The following is a 17,326-nucleotide window of genomic DNA, read 5'->3' on the forward strand; positions in this document are numbered from 1 at the left end:
TTATCTTGGGTTCACTTCGAAAATAACTGGATAGTCAAGTAGAGCATTATCAGCCCCATCTTTCAAAGTGATAACTACATTGATTTCTGCCCCAGATATTTGATTTTGCGTAGTTAAGTTATAACTCATTCTTATTGTCTCACTGTCAACAAAGGACGCTCCCGTAGTATCAATTTTCACACCAGCAGGCATATTCGAAAACTGACTAAACAAATTTCGTACCTGCGACATCACATTTTGAGAGGCCGATACATTTACAGTAACAGGAACGGACTGTCCCGCAGCAACATTAACAATAACCCTAGGTGTGCTGCCATCTACACTGAGCGGAATGATTTTACTTTGATGTTGTCCTTCGAACTCAGCAACTATCATGATTTGATGTTGACCATCGCTAAGCTCTAAACGCTTGGTGAAAGTCCCGTCATTTTGTATATCTGTGTTTTCGTTATTTACTCTTACTAATGCATCTACTTGATTGACACGACCCATGATAGTTACAGAGTTTGAGTTAATTATTGAGTTTGGCTCTGGAGAAATAATCTCAAGGTCTAACTGTTCAGGGTTATCGTCTTGAACAACCAATATAAGATCTACGATTTCAGAACTAATCGTCGCATTAGATGAATCCTTTAGAGTCAAAGTTAACTCAATCGGGTATCGATCAATTGCAGCATTCTGTGAAGCACTATATTGATAATCGAACCCAATTCCTGAGCGTGTACCATAGACTCTAAGTATCTGAAAGTTTGTCCCATAAGGTCTTAATGACAAACTATATGAATATCTTCTGACTAATGCTCTTTGTTCACTTGTTAAGGGCACCTCATAAGTTATAACTTCACTCACGCCACCTTGTATTAGTTCAATATATTCAGATTGAGAACTCGCACGAACTTTTAGCATCAAATACTTTTCTACCAGTTTGCCATTACGTTCAGCTTTGATTTGCAAACGGTGCTCACCAGAATCCAAATTTAAAGTTACCGAAAATGCCCCTATAGAATCTACATCGGCAAGCTTTCCATCGACTGTAACTTTTGCGTCTGCATGAGACACTTGACCAGTAATAGTTACCTCCCCTTTGTCAAACTCAGCCCCTTCAACTGGACTAAATATTTCAAATGATAGTGGCTGAGGTAATACTTCAAAACTGACGCTTTTACGGACAGATTTATAACCATTAGTCGCATCGATGAAAACTTGATGTTTACCTTCTGCAAACTTGATTCGCTTATAGAACTCTCCTTGAGCATCAATAGTAGCCTGATGCCCTTGAATAATCACAGATGCCAGAGGGTCGCTAATACTGCCTTTAAATAACACTTCTGATTGCGAATAACCCTCCTGTTCAGTAGGAGATTGCATATTTAGTATGAGCTCATCCGTATCAACACTTACAATAATCGTTTTATTCACGTGTTGCTCAGCCGTTGAGGCGCGAACCACTATTTGATTAATACCTTCACTCAATAATAGTGTATGTGAGAAATCTCCATGTTCAGTGAGAACCACACTTTGCTCATTAATATCTAAGGTAGCCTCCGGATCGTTAACCTTTCCACGTACTTGAAATTCATTTGTACCTATTTTCTGTTCTTGCCTTAGATTGTCAAAACTGACTTGGAGCCTTGCTATCCCTACATACAAAAAGATATTCAAGAAATGTGTATGTACTGTGTTACCACTAGCATCAAGCAAATCGATTGCTACGGGTATTGTATACATACCTGGACGTGTCGATTGGCCTACATACACGTGATAATCAAACACTATAGTATCTGCAGGTGAACCCAACAGTTTCTTATAAGTAAAATTGACCTGAATCCCATGTGGGAGTGAGTCCATAAAAGAAGTTCGATAACGGTTTAACTGTGATATCACATCACTTGTTGTTTTCAACTGCCACTCTTTTTGAGCAGGATCATCAATTCTAACTTCAAGGTGGGATTCATCCGCAACAACTCTGTTGACTACTAGTAGTTTTTTACTCTCTCCAAACTTATTCGTAGCAACGATCTGTATCATATTTTCCCCTTGGTTTAGATAGTATTCCAACTCGAAATCTCCTACCTGAGAGTCGACCGAAATAGGGGTTCCATTGATTGTCAGTTGGGCATTCTTATCGTCCACCGAGCCGTGAATTAATATCTTTTCGGACATTGTATTTAACTCAGCCTCGTTAGGTGAGTCTAGCTTTAATGTTGGACTGCCAAAAGCAACGGAAAAGTTAACAACCTTTTGTGTTGACCCTGCGTCGTTAATGGCTTCCACTACGATTTGGTGGTCACCAACTCTATACTCTGAGGTATATAAAAAGTTACCATCCTTGCGAAGAGTCACCTCTACACCATCAACCAGTACCTTATTAACCGGAATTGAAACATCTATTATCCCGTCTATTGTTACAGGCTTAGCTCCCTCGTTAAATACTTTAAATAACTCATTTTGCCTAGGAGTGCCTATCTCAAAGGCCGGTTTCGGCATCGCCTTACGCTTAAATACGACTGTTTTTTCAGACACGTTATCATTTAAAGTAGAGTGTGCGGTTATCTTTACCTCGTTATCACCTAGCTCTAACGGTAGGTCCAAATAATGATAAGAATCGAAATCTGATATAACACTCACATAACCACCCTCTCCTATAAAATATTTTTTCGCAGGAAGACCATTGATATAGACATCAGCAAGTTTGTCATTATTAGTATCAATTTTTACCCTAACCACAGAGAAGTATGTTTCTCCTCCGTCCATCGGCTCTTTTAAAATAATATCAGGAACAGAATCAGACGTGCCCAAAACATCAACGTAACTTAAATAGTTCCGACTATTTGTTATGGGGGATCTGTTATCTGGCAAATTGACATAATGATTTACTCGCTTCTTCCCTGTCGTGGCACCACCTTCATTAGTTTTTAGCCCAACAATGACTTTTCCAATATAAATCCCGTCTATGTTACTTTGATTAGAATCCATTTGAACAAGTGACTTCATATTAACTTCAGAATGGTTTCTTTCAACACGATCTCGAGAGAAAACATACTCAGGTTCATTAAATGTAATAATTTCATCTCTTGGATAACTATAAAGATTTTGACCAGCAACTAAAGTATACTTATAAGGTTCAAAGTTAAGACTAAAACGCTTACCAACTTGAACCCCACTAGCATTACTAACCATTATTTCATAATTCTCCAACAGAGAATCAACTCTCCCCCCCATCAGAAAGTATTCATTTACATCATTATTTAAAACCTGTCTTTTTATTTTTAATGGCTTACCATTCAAAGTAGCTTTTTCAGGAATAAAATTCACTACAGATGCTAACACCGATGTACTCGTTGACCGTACAATACCATTATCTCTATGGCTCCATAGAATTACCTTTGGCTCCTCATTTATTTCAATAAATTCGGATAAATAATGTATTGATTGGTAATATATTTGCTCGCCTGCATCATCAAACACTCGGATCGTTGATGCATCATCAACTAACTCGCCTCGCGTCACTAAGATTTGGTATATTTCATAAGGAAACTCTAAAATGATCGTTCGCTGACCCAGTTCGTCTACACCGAGATCATCTACTATAGTCCCCTCATCTATTCTGCCATAGGCTCCATTAGTAGTTCCTTTACTTGCAGGGGTAGGAGCCTGAAATAAACCAGACTCTAAGCTTCTAGTCCACCCTAATGCAAACCTAAAACGTTTAGCTTTTGAATATAGTGCTTCGTCTATTTTTAGCGGTAACCTGATAGTATCTGGGGTAAGTACTTTTAAATCAAAAGCGTATTTCTCATATCGCAAAACTCTCGTTAGCTTTTGAATTGAGCCATCCTTAAATTCAAGTTCGGTTAAGACTGTATTTTTTCCTTCTTTCAACCCACTTTCAAATGTGAAATCAAACTGAACAGAATTTTCATCTATAGCTTCTACCCACGAACCATTATTAAACCTAGCTCTTTTTAACCCAGATGAAGTTGATACTTTTATGGAAGGCCATGCGGTATGAATTATTTCCCTATCAAGTAGGTTTGAATATTTGGCTGTATAAGTGCGTTTATTTACTTTAAGTTTATATACGCTAACTCTTCCTTCATACTCTGCATTGATCGTAATCCAATTTTCTTCTTCGGTAATGGGGATATCTACGGAAAAACGACCATCCTCCAGTGCGACAGTTCGACCATTCACCGATAGCAAAGCATTGAGTTCAGAAACTGAGCCTGATAATACGATATTATTAGATGAAACATGTTGGTCATGGCTATGTGAAAATACCTTAATTTGGGGGTATTCATCTGGATAATAGTCTAGTCGATATATTTCGGTGCTAAGTACTCCATTTCGGCTGAGCTCAAACTCCAAATAATTTCGACCCGGTTCAAGGTTAACTGGAATATCAAAAAAACCTTCCTGAATATCTATATTTTTACCTTTATACTTTAGTGTTTCCGCAGCAATTACATAACCTTGATATCTAGTATTGGGTGAACTTTCCACTTCACCATCTTGGTGTGAGGTAACTACCATAGCGGCGCCGCCATTAGGCTTAACCAAAGTTAGCTGAATCCAAGCTTCTTCAGTGTAATTAGCCTTAATGAATGCATTTTTCAAAGTCATAGGAACACTAAATTGATAAACACCGTATGTAGGATCACTACCAATAGACTCAAACTTAATCCCCAAACTTGGATTTATTGAGGGATCATTATCTGTAATACTTGCTTTAAACCCATAAGTAGATAACTTTGGATAGGCGTTCTCTATAAAGGCTTTGCTCGCAAATACCTGTTTACCGTCGAAGTCAACTGTTATATATTCAGGAAGTGTGATCCGCCATTTATCACTTACTTTTAAGCTTTGAAATAGCTCAATTTCTTCGGCGCTTCCTGCTGGTAAAGTAAGTAGACGAGGTTCAGCTCGCAAATTTATCGTTTTCTCAGCCGTTACACCGAACTTACCATACGCAACAATTTTTAGTTTATTTTCACCAGCAGACAGTGGTACAGGAAACACAGTGAACAGGTCACCATTTAATACCCCTTCAATACCATTAACTACAATGCGCTCTGCTCCCTCTTGCTTTCCTGCTACTGTGACAGATTTGGCGTAAAGAAGCTGCCCATCTGTTTGGGAAGTGATATCAAATAAAGGTGGTTTTGCATATTTCACTGAGAACTCTAAATAAATGGTACCTCCATTTGCGTCTCTTCCCTTTAATACAATACTGTTTTCACCTTCTGTTAATTTAAAATCATTCAGTCTAAAACTTCCATCACGGATCTGAACCGCTTCTCCATTAATTAAAAGTACTCCAGATTGAGTATCAATAAATCCAAAAATATCGATCTTCGACGATGAGACAATTCTGATATCTTCGATATTTGTTAATGTAACTCCATGCTCACTTCTTGGTGGAAATTTTAATATAAAGGGTGAGGTAACTTGCAGTTTAAAACCCTGAGTAGCCAATAAAGGAAAGTCCGTTCCAGACAACTCGCCATTCACGAACTTAGCAGTTTGATATAAACCAGTGTCAGAGTTCACACCTGTAATAGAATCTAGTTTTCCTTCTCCGTACTTCTCCAGTAACCCAAAGGCAGATTGACCGTTCCTTATACAAGGTAAAGCGGTAAAGTTAATACCAAATTGAAGAGCGACGGAACTACAACTAGCGCTCTCTGTAACTGGAATAATGTTCGATTCAACAGCATCAATAATAACAGCTTGCATCGGCTCTAAAGTAAAATCATCTCCTACCCAGTTTTCACCCTCGTATGTGTATTCAGCCGTAACTTTGCCATCTATACCAAGAGTAGAGACACCTTGAACTTTTGCACTACCACCCAACCGTCTCACCAGTTCAGACGCTCGCGGTAGATCTAATAGCTCGGTAGGGTAGTATATATAATTTCTACCTTTAACTAGCTTAATATTTGGAACAAGAAGTCCAGTACCTTGCGCAAATTCTTGTTGATTACTAAATCCATCGTTATCGAAATCTGCATCTCCATCTGAAACGGAATTAGACCATGAATACGCATTTCGCGGATCAGTATATAACTCGTTTATCTCTAAATCATTCGTAAGGCCGTCACCATCTATGTCTTCGTCACAAGCATCCCCAAACTCGTCACCATCGATGTTTTCTTGTGATTCATTATGGATTAGTGGGCAATTATCATTCGCATTTGATATACCATCACCATCTAAATCTTGAGCTGATATGTCGCAAGCATCCCCTTTTCCATCCTCATCAACATCAGACTGATCTTTATTAGGGACGAATTGACAATTATCATGAGAAACGAATGCGCTTCCAGATAGCAATAGGTTCATCAACGAAGCGTGATCTTGTGCGCTGTAAGATTTATAAGCAGAACCATCATTAGAGGAGGCAAACTGAACAGCTCCCCTCTCAGGTGTATGGCTAGGAATGCGTATATATGAAACACCATCTTCGGTAGTAAGCTTCAACTGGCTGTTAGGTTGATTCACCACGACACACTCACAATTATATGGGTCAATAGTTGTGATCAACTGGCCAATCATCTTTTTATTTTCTTCAGTTAACTCAAATTCAGTATACCTATGAAGCGATAGATCAAACTCTCCCAGTAAAACTTGTTGATTAGAATCAATGGACTGTTTTACAAAGTAAAGCTTTGAAGATTGGCTCTTTGAATACTCTAAGTTAACACTTTCTACTTTATAAAGGCGCTGTAATAGCAAAGCTTGATTTGAAGGCTCTCCCAATTGTTGATAGTCCAGCACAGTGTCGTTGTCATCATCGTCGTCGCACAGATCTCCTAGCCCATCGGTATCATTGTCCCTTTGATCTTCATTTGATACTAATGGGCAATTATCTATAACGTCACCGACTGAATCACCATCGCTATCTTCTTGACCTGAGTTCGGTACTAGAGGCGCATTATCGTTGTAATCTTTGATTCCATCATTATCATCATCGTCATCACATGCATCACCTTGTTCATCATCATCCGTATTTATTTGACTCGGATTTGGCAATGCTGGGCAGTTATCATCCTTGTCAGCAATTCCATCCTTGTCTGCGTCTGCATACGGAGGATGCACTTTGTCATCTTTGGGATCAAACCCCTCCTTTATCTCATCACTATCAGAGAATCCGTCACCATCCGTGTCTGTTGCAAGCGCATCAGTCTTGTAAACAGTCAACTCTTGGTAATCCGATAAGCCATCATTATCACTGTCACTATTAGTTGCCAATGTACCTGTAACCTTGACTTCTTGATAATCACTTATCCCATCACCATCTGTGTCACCTATGCTCGAACTTGTTCCCAACTGGAATTCTTCAATATTCGATAATCCATCGTTGTCTAAATCACCTAACGAGTCATCAACGTTAATATTTAAACCATTTACCTTCTCATACCAATCAGGAATACCGTCACCATCTGTATCCTTATTATCATTCACAGATATAGCGCTTGCTAATATTTGCAGCCGACCTAATTGTGAGTTATCAGCTAACTTAACTTGAGTATTGTCTAAACCACGCACTGAATGGCCAATAATATTTACATTGGTGCTTAGCTGGTTAATATGTGTTTCACCGTCTGAAAGGTTTGATAGGCTCACCGCAGCCATATTGTCGGGCAAAGAGTCTCCCACAATATGTGACAGCGGGTATTTGGCATTAGGGAAATAGAAGTAAACAAGGTTTCCAACTGCATTATCAGCCGTTTTATCTTCGATATATGCAGCGACAGTGTCATTTAAGACAACCCCCTCTTTTGCCATGGTCTTTACAGAAAATAACGCACCAGACTCAGGTACCAGCTTTACATTACCATTACCATCCTCTTGACGTATCTGGTAATAGTAATAGGTATTTTCGGATAGTCCTTTAACCCGAGTCCTAAATAAACCCATTGCCGTCATTTTATTTTTGATTGCTTTATCATCAGTGTAAGTAAACTGTGCTTCACGTGTAGTAGAAGAAACTGGATGAGTGCCTTTCGGATCTAAATACACATTAACAGTGCCTCGACTTTCCGCAGGTGCAGACCACGCGACAATGAAAGATCGAGTATTCACGTCAGAAAGTAGTACGCTAGATGGGTGTACTTCTAGTGCCATAGCAGAGATGCTGCTAATAAAATAAAATAAAATTATAATTATCGATTTAAATCTCATTGTATCCCTACTCTTGGCATTTAATTGACGTTGGGTAAGTAAATGTGCAGCTTGCTTCAGCAGCGCTATTGCCTGATGCATCAGATATGCTTAATTTAAATGTATTACTTCCCTTATTGAGCTCTGAGGCCTTTGGTGAATAGATAAGCTGCATGTGTTCTGGCTTTAGGTGCAAAACTTCCTCTGTTATGACGCCAATTTGATGGTGGTCTAGCCATAGCTGAGCAAAGTTAGGTGACTGATTTAATTGAATAGAGTCTTGTAAATTACTTGCATTAATAACCGTTCCATTCGGCATAGTGATATTAAGCATTTGAAGGTCTATACCACTAACATTTCCAATTCCCGGATAGCTGGATAGATCGTCACTACCGCTTACAAAGGGGTCTTCTATAACGAATGAGAGCTGTATTGGTTTAGGATAAATTGTTGCGTAACCAGTTAAGTCTTTGTAGTACGTTTCTCTAACGATCCCCCATCGAGTATCATACGTATCACCCACGAAAATACCGTGTCTGTATTCTGGAATTACAGCTTTAACAAAAACGGGCTGGTTTGCATAGAAATCACCGACGTTTGTTACTTTTACCTTCCCGGCACGGTGAGCATAATAATGAACTTGGTCTTCACCTCGGCATTGCCAAATATCCTTATCCTCTTCACAGACTAATTTACTATCTATAACTTCCATTTCTGTACCTTCATCAGCATAATTAAGCACTGAAAAGTGAATATCATCAGCCTTTTGATGAGTCGGCATAACTTTTGTGAAGTCTTTAATTCTAGTGATATCGTCCCTTGCATATGCACTCTTAGGCCCTTCCCAGCGATACCCTTCTCCGGTTAGTTTCCACTCCATTACATCATTCCACATCGCCTTTTTCCTTGTGAGTGGTTCTGATTGTGAGTTACGCATAAATCCATGTGGCTTGAAGCTTATTTCTTCCTCCAGAGGTTGTCCCACAATAGCTGTTATTCTCCGGTCAGATTTTTGGGTAAGTAAAATAGGCCCCATATCAATATCTAATTTGTACTTTAGTGCCTTAGAGCCTATTTGAAGATTGATAACGTAAGTTTCTGCTAAGCCTTGAGTATCTTTATTACCAAACTCATCTATTGTAGGAATGGCCTCACTCATCTTTATATCGGCTAACCAAATACCACGGTTATTCGTTCGAAATCCATTTATTGGTACGCCATGTATGTCACCAGGTAAAATTTCAATTCCCGAGTCTGGAGTTGGAGAAATAACCTTTACCTCAGCACCACTGACAGGATTACCATAAGCATCTTTTGCTATTAATCCTAATGCGTTGAAACTTTGTGTATACATAGTTCCTTGGAGATCAGTTAAACTACTAGAAATTACGCGACTAACGGCACCAGCTTTTGCTTCAGCTGTAAAAATAACAGGGGCGGATTGACCTGGAATAGCCATCATCGCGATTTGAGGGATTTTTACCAATGAATTTGATATGTCACTATTGTCTCCATTAACATATAACTTATCTCCAAGCTTATGATAAACCTCTATTTTTCCGTTTTCATCGGTATCAACCTGTAGAGTTCGTTTAGTAGTAGAAGACGCACTTTTTCCTAACTTACCTTCTCCTGAAACGATTAGCCAATCCACTCTCAAGTCTTTAATACCATTGCCTTGAGCATCTAAAAAAGTTACTGCCCAAGGATCCGGAAGCACCTCTCCAACAGGGCATTGACTTCCACAATTCTGTTCTGTTTTCTCTATATTTATTTTTGCCACCGGTGCAGAAATAACTTTTACAGTCAAAAGGATAGGTTCAATATCAGGTATTCCAGGAACACTTACTCTTAGTTGAAAATCCTCAACTAGATTTGGAGCTGCAACTTTAACTGCGACCATGCCATAGCTATCAGATTTTAATGACTCTAGTTGCGTATCGGTGAGCCCTGCGTTAGCGGCAGCAGGACGTGGAGCACTCTCATTCTTTTTTAATGAGTTACGTTTAACAACTTGAAGCTTTTTAGCCTCTTCAGACGCGATACTTTTTTGCGTCAAAACCACATCAGCATTTGCTACAGGTTGTCCCCTTTTATCTGTAATTAGCAATAATATTGGTTCAGCAAGCTCAGTCCCCTTTACTGCAGTCTGACCCTCACCTAGAAGCACAGACGTTTTAGCCGAACCAGTTGGTGCATCAATATCGATGGAAAGCTGATATGCACTCACCATTTCAGATGAAATAACGAGTGTATAAATCCCTGTGGCCTCAATTTCAAAGTTTTGTACCGCTATATAGGTGCCTCCTACACTAGCTTTTCGATGCAGAAGCATTCCTCCATTTGGGTTTAACATTTGGAGACCGAGCTTTGCTCTACTCTGCAGTGGGAGTAATTGAATATTAACTTTTGAACCTGCTAATGCTACAAACGTATAAACGTCTTGTTCGCCTAAGGCGTCAATTCCTCCTCTTACTTTCATTCCAGAGAGCAACTGTGTTAAAGACTCACTGTTTTCCAATACTTGATTGGGCATGATACTTAATGTGGCTTCATTACTTTTTAGTCCATTTACTGTCACTGACAGCATATACTCCCCGGCTTCTATATCGTTTGGAATTTGAACAAGTAATGAGTTATGGGATGCGTTTTGGACTGCTAATCTTTTGTTACCGGCCAAAACGATATTTTCACCGACTTCGGCCGTAAAACCTTCTCCGGATATTAATACATAACCACGTGGTATCGTTACTCCTGGAGAAATATAGTTGATAATCGGCGCTGAAATTTCCTGCTTTGATAGCTGAAAAGTTCCACTATCTACCAACATTCGAACTTCTAGAGCTACTCCATGTGGCAAATCAAATCTATCACCAACAATTACTCCTCCCTCATATCGAGCTTCTCGATATGCTTTGGTATTAGAGTCATAGTATCTGATACTCTCAACCGTTTCAGAGCTGCCGATTGCTTCTAGCATTTGATAAGAATCAAAATCACTTGGAGGGCAAGTGATAGAAACCAAATTTAACCCTTTTTTCAAGGTAAATTGGTGACAATAAGTGCCACCAGGAAATACCAGTTCGCCATCACTTTCACTGGCTATTAGGTAACCTTCCCCTGATTGAATGTCAAATTCTACACCTTGTGGCTGGCCATCAAGCATAAAAGCAAACTCAAAACCGCCAGTTTCAGTATTAAAGCGCTCTATTCTGTTTACTTCAATAAACTGAGACACTTGGCTTAACAAATCATAAGATGTTAGGCCAAAAGGCACTAATTGAGGATAGCCGAAGTAATTCAACCCTTTTTTTAAAGGAAATTTAAATTCACTTGTGGCCTTTTGGTTTATATAAAAATTGATATCTGAGATTTCTATACCCGCAGTAACATCAAATAACAGAGGCTCTTCAGCCCCTTCTTCATATGAAGATTCCTTGGGGTCATAATACTCTCGTTCAAAAAACGTAGAGTCAGGGTTAGTCACCAGTATATTAAGCCGCTCAGCTTCCAAGCCAACATGTGAGGAATCCAGAGGCTCTATTTTTAAAAAATACTTCCCAATCGGTACAAATAAGTCGTATTGCCCATTGGTTAAACTGTAAGTACCAACAATTGACTCTTTGGTATCACTATCTACCGCAATAACATGCGCGCCAGTGATCGTTCTACCTGAGACACCATCAAGCACTTGACCAGAAATGCGTCCATAACGAGTTTTTGTGTCAGCGTTGCCCATATAACTTGCAAGCGTGCTGATATCATCCGCTTTTAGCAATGAGCCTCGCTCAATATCCGTATCTTGAGTAGGGTACATAGTACTATATGGCAAAGAACTGTGAGCAAGCCCAATACAATGGCCTATCTCATGAAGTGCAACGTTGTAAACCAGTTGATCCGAAAAAACCTTTGCACCGTCAAAAAAGATATCAGCGTCGAAGATAGTTCCAGCAGGATAAAACCCAATTGGAATATCATTTATCCCATCACCATTTAAATCGGCATTATCATCGGTGATCTCAAGCTCTTTGCTGATGCTTGTGGAAGAACAAACAGCCAATACAGGTTCCGGGAATTCATGTTCAGTGTTAGCGAATGAAATTACGTTGTACCCATCAATATTTGGTCCCAGCGCACTACCTCGCCCTTTGCCAGTTTCAGGTGTGGTTCCGCCATAAGAGAATGTTACATTACTATCAGGTAAAGTTTGCCAAGTGGCAAAAGCTTCTCGTAACTTTTGTTCTAAAACATTAAACTCTAAAGGAGGATAGCCTGACTCGTTTAAACTCCATACGTAGGGCTGATTATTAGCATCCCACTTGACTGGAACAGGTTGATTTGAACTATCGAATTGCCAATTCGGACTTCCACCAAATGCCGGGAATATCACCAAAAATAGTAATAAGCAAATCCAGTTTGCGATTTTCATGATTTCAGATTCTTATTGTTTAGTTAATACAGTTTTGTCGTACAGCTAATTCACGCACATCTTGTTGATTCGCGTTATTAAACAAAGTGATAGCTTCTTTCAGAGGTAAATCAATATCACATAGAGGTTCTAGCCTGTAGTCTTGAAATTTATCATTTTGCTTTACACGTAGTAACTTGACAGGGAAATCAATTAAATCCCGTTGATTATCCCACCATCCGATTACAAAAAAGAATTCGCTCAGAGGGCGTTCAATTTTTCTTGTTAAAAGGAGATTTGCTAAATTGAAAATGCTATAACCTTGTTTTGCATCCACTGCAATTGGGTAAATACTAATGCCTGGTATCGACAGCATATATTTTCCGTAGTTCAGTTCCCATTTAGGAGAATAGATAACAGGCATCTGACGACTTGATAACATTGTCGTATTTTCTGGTAAAGAAATTACCACTCCTTTGGTAGCCAACGTCTTGATCGTCATTTCAAAATCATTATGGCTAGAGTCAAGGCGAATATGCGACGTTGCATTATCAATAAAATCTATATTCAGTGGCTGTGAAAAAATAACTTCACTGCTGTGAGGTGTCACATTGAACTGTATATAATTTGGTTTTGATAATGCTGTAAAGCAACATAAATACATCAAAACAGCTATTATTTTACTTTTCATTTATTAACTTCCCCATATCCTTTTTGGGATCTATGCTCTTATTACTTGTCTGTTTATCTGTTTTTTTACTCTCAGCTTTGACGGCAATCGCTGAATGGTTCTTAATACTTTCAATACCAATGGCACCTAACGCAATAGCTGAAGCATCTACACGTGTTAACACAAACTTATTAGTGAAATTCACTGTATTTACTGCCTTATGCTTTAAGTGTATAACTTTGGCTGTTGGCTCTTTTCTTGGTTTTGTCAGATTCGCTATTCGAGCTAAAGGAGCGAGCGCTTCTTGACGATGTGGGATCTTTTGCGTTCGTTGATATGGCGCGACTCTCTTTTCACCCATTATGGCTTTCAAGGTTTCTATAGAGTCTGCTTCATTGCCGTGCGCGCTACGTGTGTTAATAATCAACAAAGCAAGTAATAATGCCTTAGTTGTAATATTATTCATTTTCGTCCCTCTACACCGTACTTTTGCTTAAGCAGCTCTTTGATCCGCTTTTTTCCTAGAGCCAGAGTTAACGGTTCTTGCTCAAGCACAGCTTGGCTAGCTGCTGATGATTTGCTCTCTTGGCTACGTCCTAGGCTACTCACAGCAGGAGCCATATAACTTGTAACTTTCAATTGCTTAAATTTAGGCAGCGTAGCAGACTCTGAACCTATACCTTGAATAAATACCACCGAGTCAGCTCCACTGACTAAACGTTGCTCACCTAGTTCACTTTTTCTGGTGAAGTACAGAGCCTCTTCGCCCTCACGGAGTAAAATTTGATGTGAAATATGTTGTGTTACCTCCACATTTAACACTGGGTGCAAGGCTGTACCTCCTAGCTGAGTGATTACAATCTCATTTCGTGCCGGTATATTTTTTGCGGACGCACTCAAATCGTCTCGAACTAACACCTGATTGAGGGTAATAATTTGCCCATCTCTCCACTCGCTCCGCTTTGATATTACTTTTCCTTGTACAACTGTATCTGCAAGCTGTACCTGCTCTGATAATGACAAAGCTAAGCTAAACTCACTAAAAATAAGCAGCAAGCTTAGAAATATAACTTTAGAAAATGCCATTTCTTTACTCCTTCTTAGGTTCTGCGGTTATCTCTCCCGCTTTTACTTCAAGCCTAATTTCCGGTTTTGTAGTATCGAAGAGTAATACGTGATTTCGATCGATCCCCGGGTCATATGCAAATGCGCCGACTTTTTTAGCATAACTACCAAACATTTCTCCTGGTAAAGAAGTACCTGAATGCCAAGAGTATCGATTTTCGTTTTGAGAAAATTTCTCGTTATGGACTGTGTATTTTGGGCCAGTGCGAGTCACTACTCGTCTCGCAGGAGTGTTAGGTGTACTATCTAATAAGCTCCCCTCAGTAAGGCTATCTGTTGGGTTGCCTTCTTGATCTCTGTGGTTATTGAGGTCAGCAGCCTTAACCAATAACTGCACGCGACCATTTAGACCATCCCCAAATAAAGAACTCAATACCCCGGGACTCACCTTAACTTCCCAGCAGTTACCCGTTTGTCTAGTGGATGCTTTTACAACGGTGCAACCTGAAAACTGTCCATCGTTTAATACACTAAATTCCAAATCTTCGGTATTTAGCATGACGTCCTTGCCATTTTGAGAAAAGCCCAGAGCAAATGAGCTACCTTCGGTATTCGGATGGCGTATTGCTTCGTTAAATTTTAATCGAAGAGTAATATCCTCTTGGTGATTTAAAAAGCGCAAATGTGGAATTGTCTGTGCCTTATATCGTTCTGATATAAAATAAAATTTTTCTTTCGCATCGCGATGAAACCAAGGATTTTCGTCAAATAACGTAATGTCTCCATCCCGATTTATTTTTCCTTGCCACTTCATCCCATACTTTGCTTCTCCTCCTTGAACAACCTCAACTTGCTGCAAATAAGGAGGCAGGTTGGCAACGTCGTAAAAAAACTGACTATAGCCTGTTAAAAATTTCAAAGAATATGGGATAAGTACTTCAGCGTAACGCTCTAACAAACTATCACCGCTGAAGCAACGCTTTTGCTCTACAGAAGACTTAGTGCAGGTCTTAACTAAGGGGTTATCTTTAGAAAAAGGCTTTGTGATATCTTTCCTGATGAAGTTTGGTCTTAACAGAAGCTCACCAGGTTTTATTAACTTTCCATTGGAATTACTTTCGTAATCCACCCCTTTCATCGTCTGTTCAATATAGTAGAGTCCTTTAGGCCCACCGAATGCCGAGGCCTCCCACCAATCAGAGTCTAGACTATTGAAATATCCATTGAACTTAAACCGGTGCGCATTAAACTCGCCACTCTCCTCATCGAATTTTGCGGCCGCATGCATAATTTCATACTGAGGCAGACGTCGGCGAGATTTAAAGTTAAGTGCCAAACCACAAAGGTTTAATTTTGGGCGTTTATCTGATTCAAAATCAGCTAAGTCTCCAAAATAAAACATCATGCTTAGTTCACCGTATCCGCACAGCTTGCCAGCTTCTTTAAAGGTTCTTTTAGTCGCGGCTCTATCGAAGAAGTAGTATTTTCCTTCTACCCGTAAGCTATATGGCCTTTTATAACTTCTATCGTGCTCGTAAAATACCGAAAAGTCAGTTGGAAGATGTGCTTGAAACAACGGAACATTATATATGCCCTTTGCCATGGTGTTGGGATCGAGCAAATTATCTAAAGTATGTACATGAGATGGATCGCTTTTGCGCCCCCATATTTGGCCTGAATGAGTAATGAGTTTGCTTTTATTTGAATCAATGAACCATGTATCAACTACTTTTTCGCTTATAAATTCAAATATTTTACTGGGAATAAAGTGTGCTTCGTAATCATCAGGTTCGCCAAGAGCATCCCGAGCCAGCGTTAAATGAGCGTCGCCATGTACATGAGCAATCGAACTCATATCTTCAGCATGATGCAGTGCGTGTCCAAACATCCACATTGCTTTTGCACCACTTAATAACCGGCCATGCTGCTCCAAACTCCACTCTTCTGTGGGTGCCATCTCATAGAGGTCATCCAGAGTATTCAGATATCCCATTGTTAAAATTGCACTGTTAAAAAAGCGTCCAGCCGTAATCTCACTAGGTTCTAATGCACCGTATATATTAACCATGCCATTTAGAACCAGAGGCCAGTCATTCATAGAAAGAGGAGCACCTGTGTAAGCATGTTGAAAGTGCGACATTACTCGGCTCAACGGCGTATCCTCCATCACCACACCATCAAGTACATTTAAACTTTTCTTTCTAAAGGCCGGGTACTCAGGGCTAGCCTCGTCTTCGTCCATCTTTTTATCTTTCAATGTCTTGAATTGAGGGTCATATCCCCAAAGGTATGGATAAGGTTTGTTTAACGTAGCATTCTGCTGAGCAACACCTAAGCGCTCTATTACATAGTCTGGATGCAGTTGATATAGTTGATAATATGCAGAGTGTTCTCCATCTAATTTCTCTAGTGATTTTCTGATAACTTCAGTAATTCTAGGATGAGTGGTATTGGTATCGTGAGCAAAACAAGGCCAATTGATAGCACTTATTAAAGCAACTACACCCAACTTTTTTTTATAGTCCATTATACTCGTATACTCTCGGTTTTTTAATTTGCTCTTGGCAGGTTACTGAATTCCAACAATCGGTTTCTGGATAGCGATAATATAACTCTTTAAATATCGGGTTATATTTCTCTCTCACCGCTTTTTGTATTTCTTTTGGAAGCACTGGTAAATAGTCGGTTTTTATGGAATAAATATGCTGTGATACCAAAGTTCCTAAACTGTATCTAGCCTCTTCAAAAAACGAACTCTGACGGTAATATTCTGAGCTATCCGGTGCGAGCTGCTCCATCGCCAAGCTCGCGCGCTCAGCCTCTTTTTCTATTCGAGCCAAAACCGCCTCCAGCGGAAGCACTTCAACTGTAAAGGGAATTGGATCATCAGCTTTGCTTGGGGCAAAACCTGCACTCGAATAATTAATATGGTACATAGGATGGTACACTTCGAAGTGGATTAATGCATAAGCGTTAGGATATTTGAGATCTAAGTGCTCCCTTGGAAATAAAATCGGTTG

At 39.5% G+C, this 17,326-nt stretch carries 7 protein-coding genes; all 7 read right to left on the reverse strand.

Annotated features, from left to right (window positions below; translation table 11 throughout):
- Entirely contained in the window at positions 1-8,265 is an 8,265-nt protein-coding gene (locus tag DRB05_RS06730; protein ID WP_205125724.1) for a thrombospondin type 3 repeat-containing protein, read from the reverse strand.
- Positions 8,192-12,592 (reverse strand): matrixin family metalloprotease, encoded by a 4,401-nt coding sequence (locus DRB05_RS06740; protein WP_128726251.1) that lies wholly within the window; start codon positions 12,590-12,592, stop codon positions 8,192-8,194. The genes DRB05_RS06730 and DRB05_RS06740 overlap by 74 nt, the downstream gene beginning before the upstream one ends.
- A gap of 19 nt (positions 12,593-12,611) precedes the next feature.
- Positions 12,612-13,262: a hypothetical protein gene (locus DRB05_RS06745; RefSeq protein WP_128726252.1), complete on the reverse strand. Its 651-nt coding sequence runs from the start codon at positions 13,260-13,262 to the stop codon at positions 12,612-12,614.
- On the reverse strand, positions 13,252-13,707 hold the full coding sequence (locus tag DRB05_RS06750; RefSeq protein WP_128726253.1) for a hypothetical protein: 456 nt from the start codon (positions 13,705-13,707) through the stop codon (positions 13,252-13,254). Before DRB05_RS06750 ends, DRB05_RS06745 begins: the two co-directional genes overlap by 11 nt.
- Positions 13,704-14,327: a hypothetical protein gene (locus tag DRB05_RS06755; RefSeq protein ID WP_128726254.1), complete on the reverse strand. Its 624-nt coding sequence runs from the start codon at positions 14,325-14,327 to the stop codon at positions 13,704-13,706. Before DRB05_RS06755 ends, DRB05_RS06750 begins: the two co-directional genes overlap by 4 nt.
- A gap of 4 nt (positions 14,328-14,331) precedes the next feature.
- Entirely contained in the window at positions 14,332-16,833 is a 2,502-nt protein-coding gene (locus DRB05_RS06760; protein WP_128726255.1) for a hypothetical protein, read from the reverse strand.
- On the reverse strand, positions 16,823-17,326 hold a 504-nt coding region (locus DRB05_RS22635; protein ID WP_205125725.1), incomplete at its 5' end, for a hypothetical protein. The genes DRB05_RS06760 and DRB05_RS22635, both read right to left, overlap by 11 nt.

It is taken from the genome of Pseudoalteromonas sp. A757 (genome assembly GCF_004103285.1).
In the GTDB taxonomy this organism is placed as follows: Bacteria; Pseudomonadota; Gammaproteobacteria; order Enterobacterales; family Alteromonadaceae; genus Pseudoalteromonas; species Pseudoalteromonas galatheae.

What these genes read in the sequence shown, in the direction of transcription:
- DRB05_RS06730 (WP_205125724.1), bottom strand. Translation starts at nt 8,265, where the DNA reads ATGCATCAGGCAATAGCGCTGCTGAAGCAAGCTGCACATTTACTTACC.
- DRB05_RS06740 (WP_128726251.1), bottom strand. Translation starts at nt 12,592, where the DNA reads ATGAAAATCGCAAACTGGATTTGCTTATTACTATTTTTGGTGATATTC.
- DRB05_RS06745 (WP_128726252.1), bottom strand. Translation starts at nt 13,262, where the DNA reads ATGAAAAGTAAAATAATAGCTGTTTTGATGTATTTATGTTGCTTTACA.
- DRB05_RS06750 (WP_128726253.1), bottom strand. Translation starts at nt 13,707, where the DNA reads ATGAATAATATTACAACTAAGGCATTATTACTTGCTTTGTTGATTATT.
- DRB05_RS06755 (WP_128726254.1), bottom strand. Translation starts at nt 14,327, where the DNA reads ATGGCATTTTCTAAAGTTATATTTCTAAGCTTGCTGCTTATTTTTAGT.
- DRB05_RS06760 (WP_128726255.1), bottom strand. Translation starts at nt 16,833, where the DNA reads ATGGACTATAAAAAAAAGTTGGGTGTAGTTGCTTTAATAAGTGCTATC.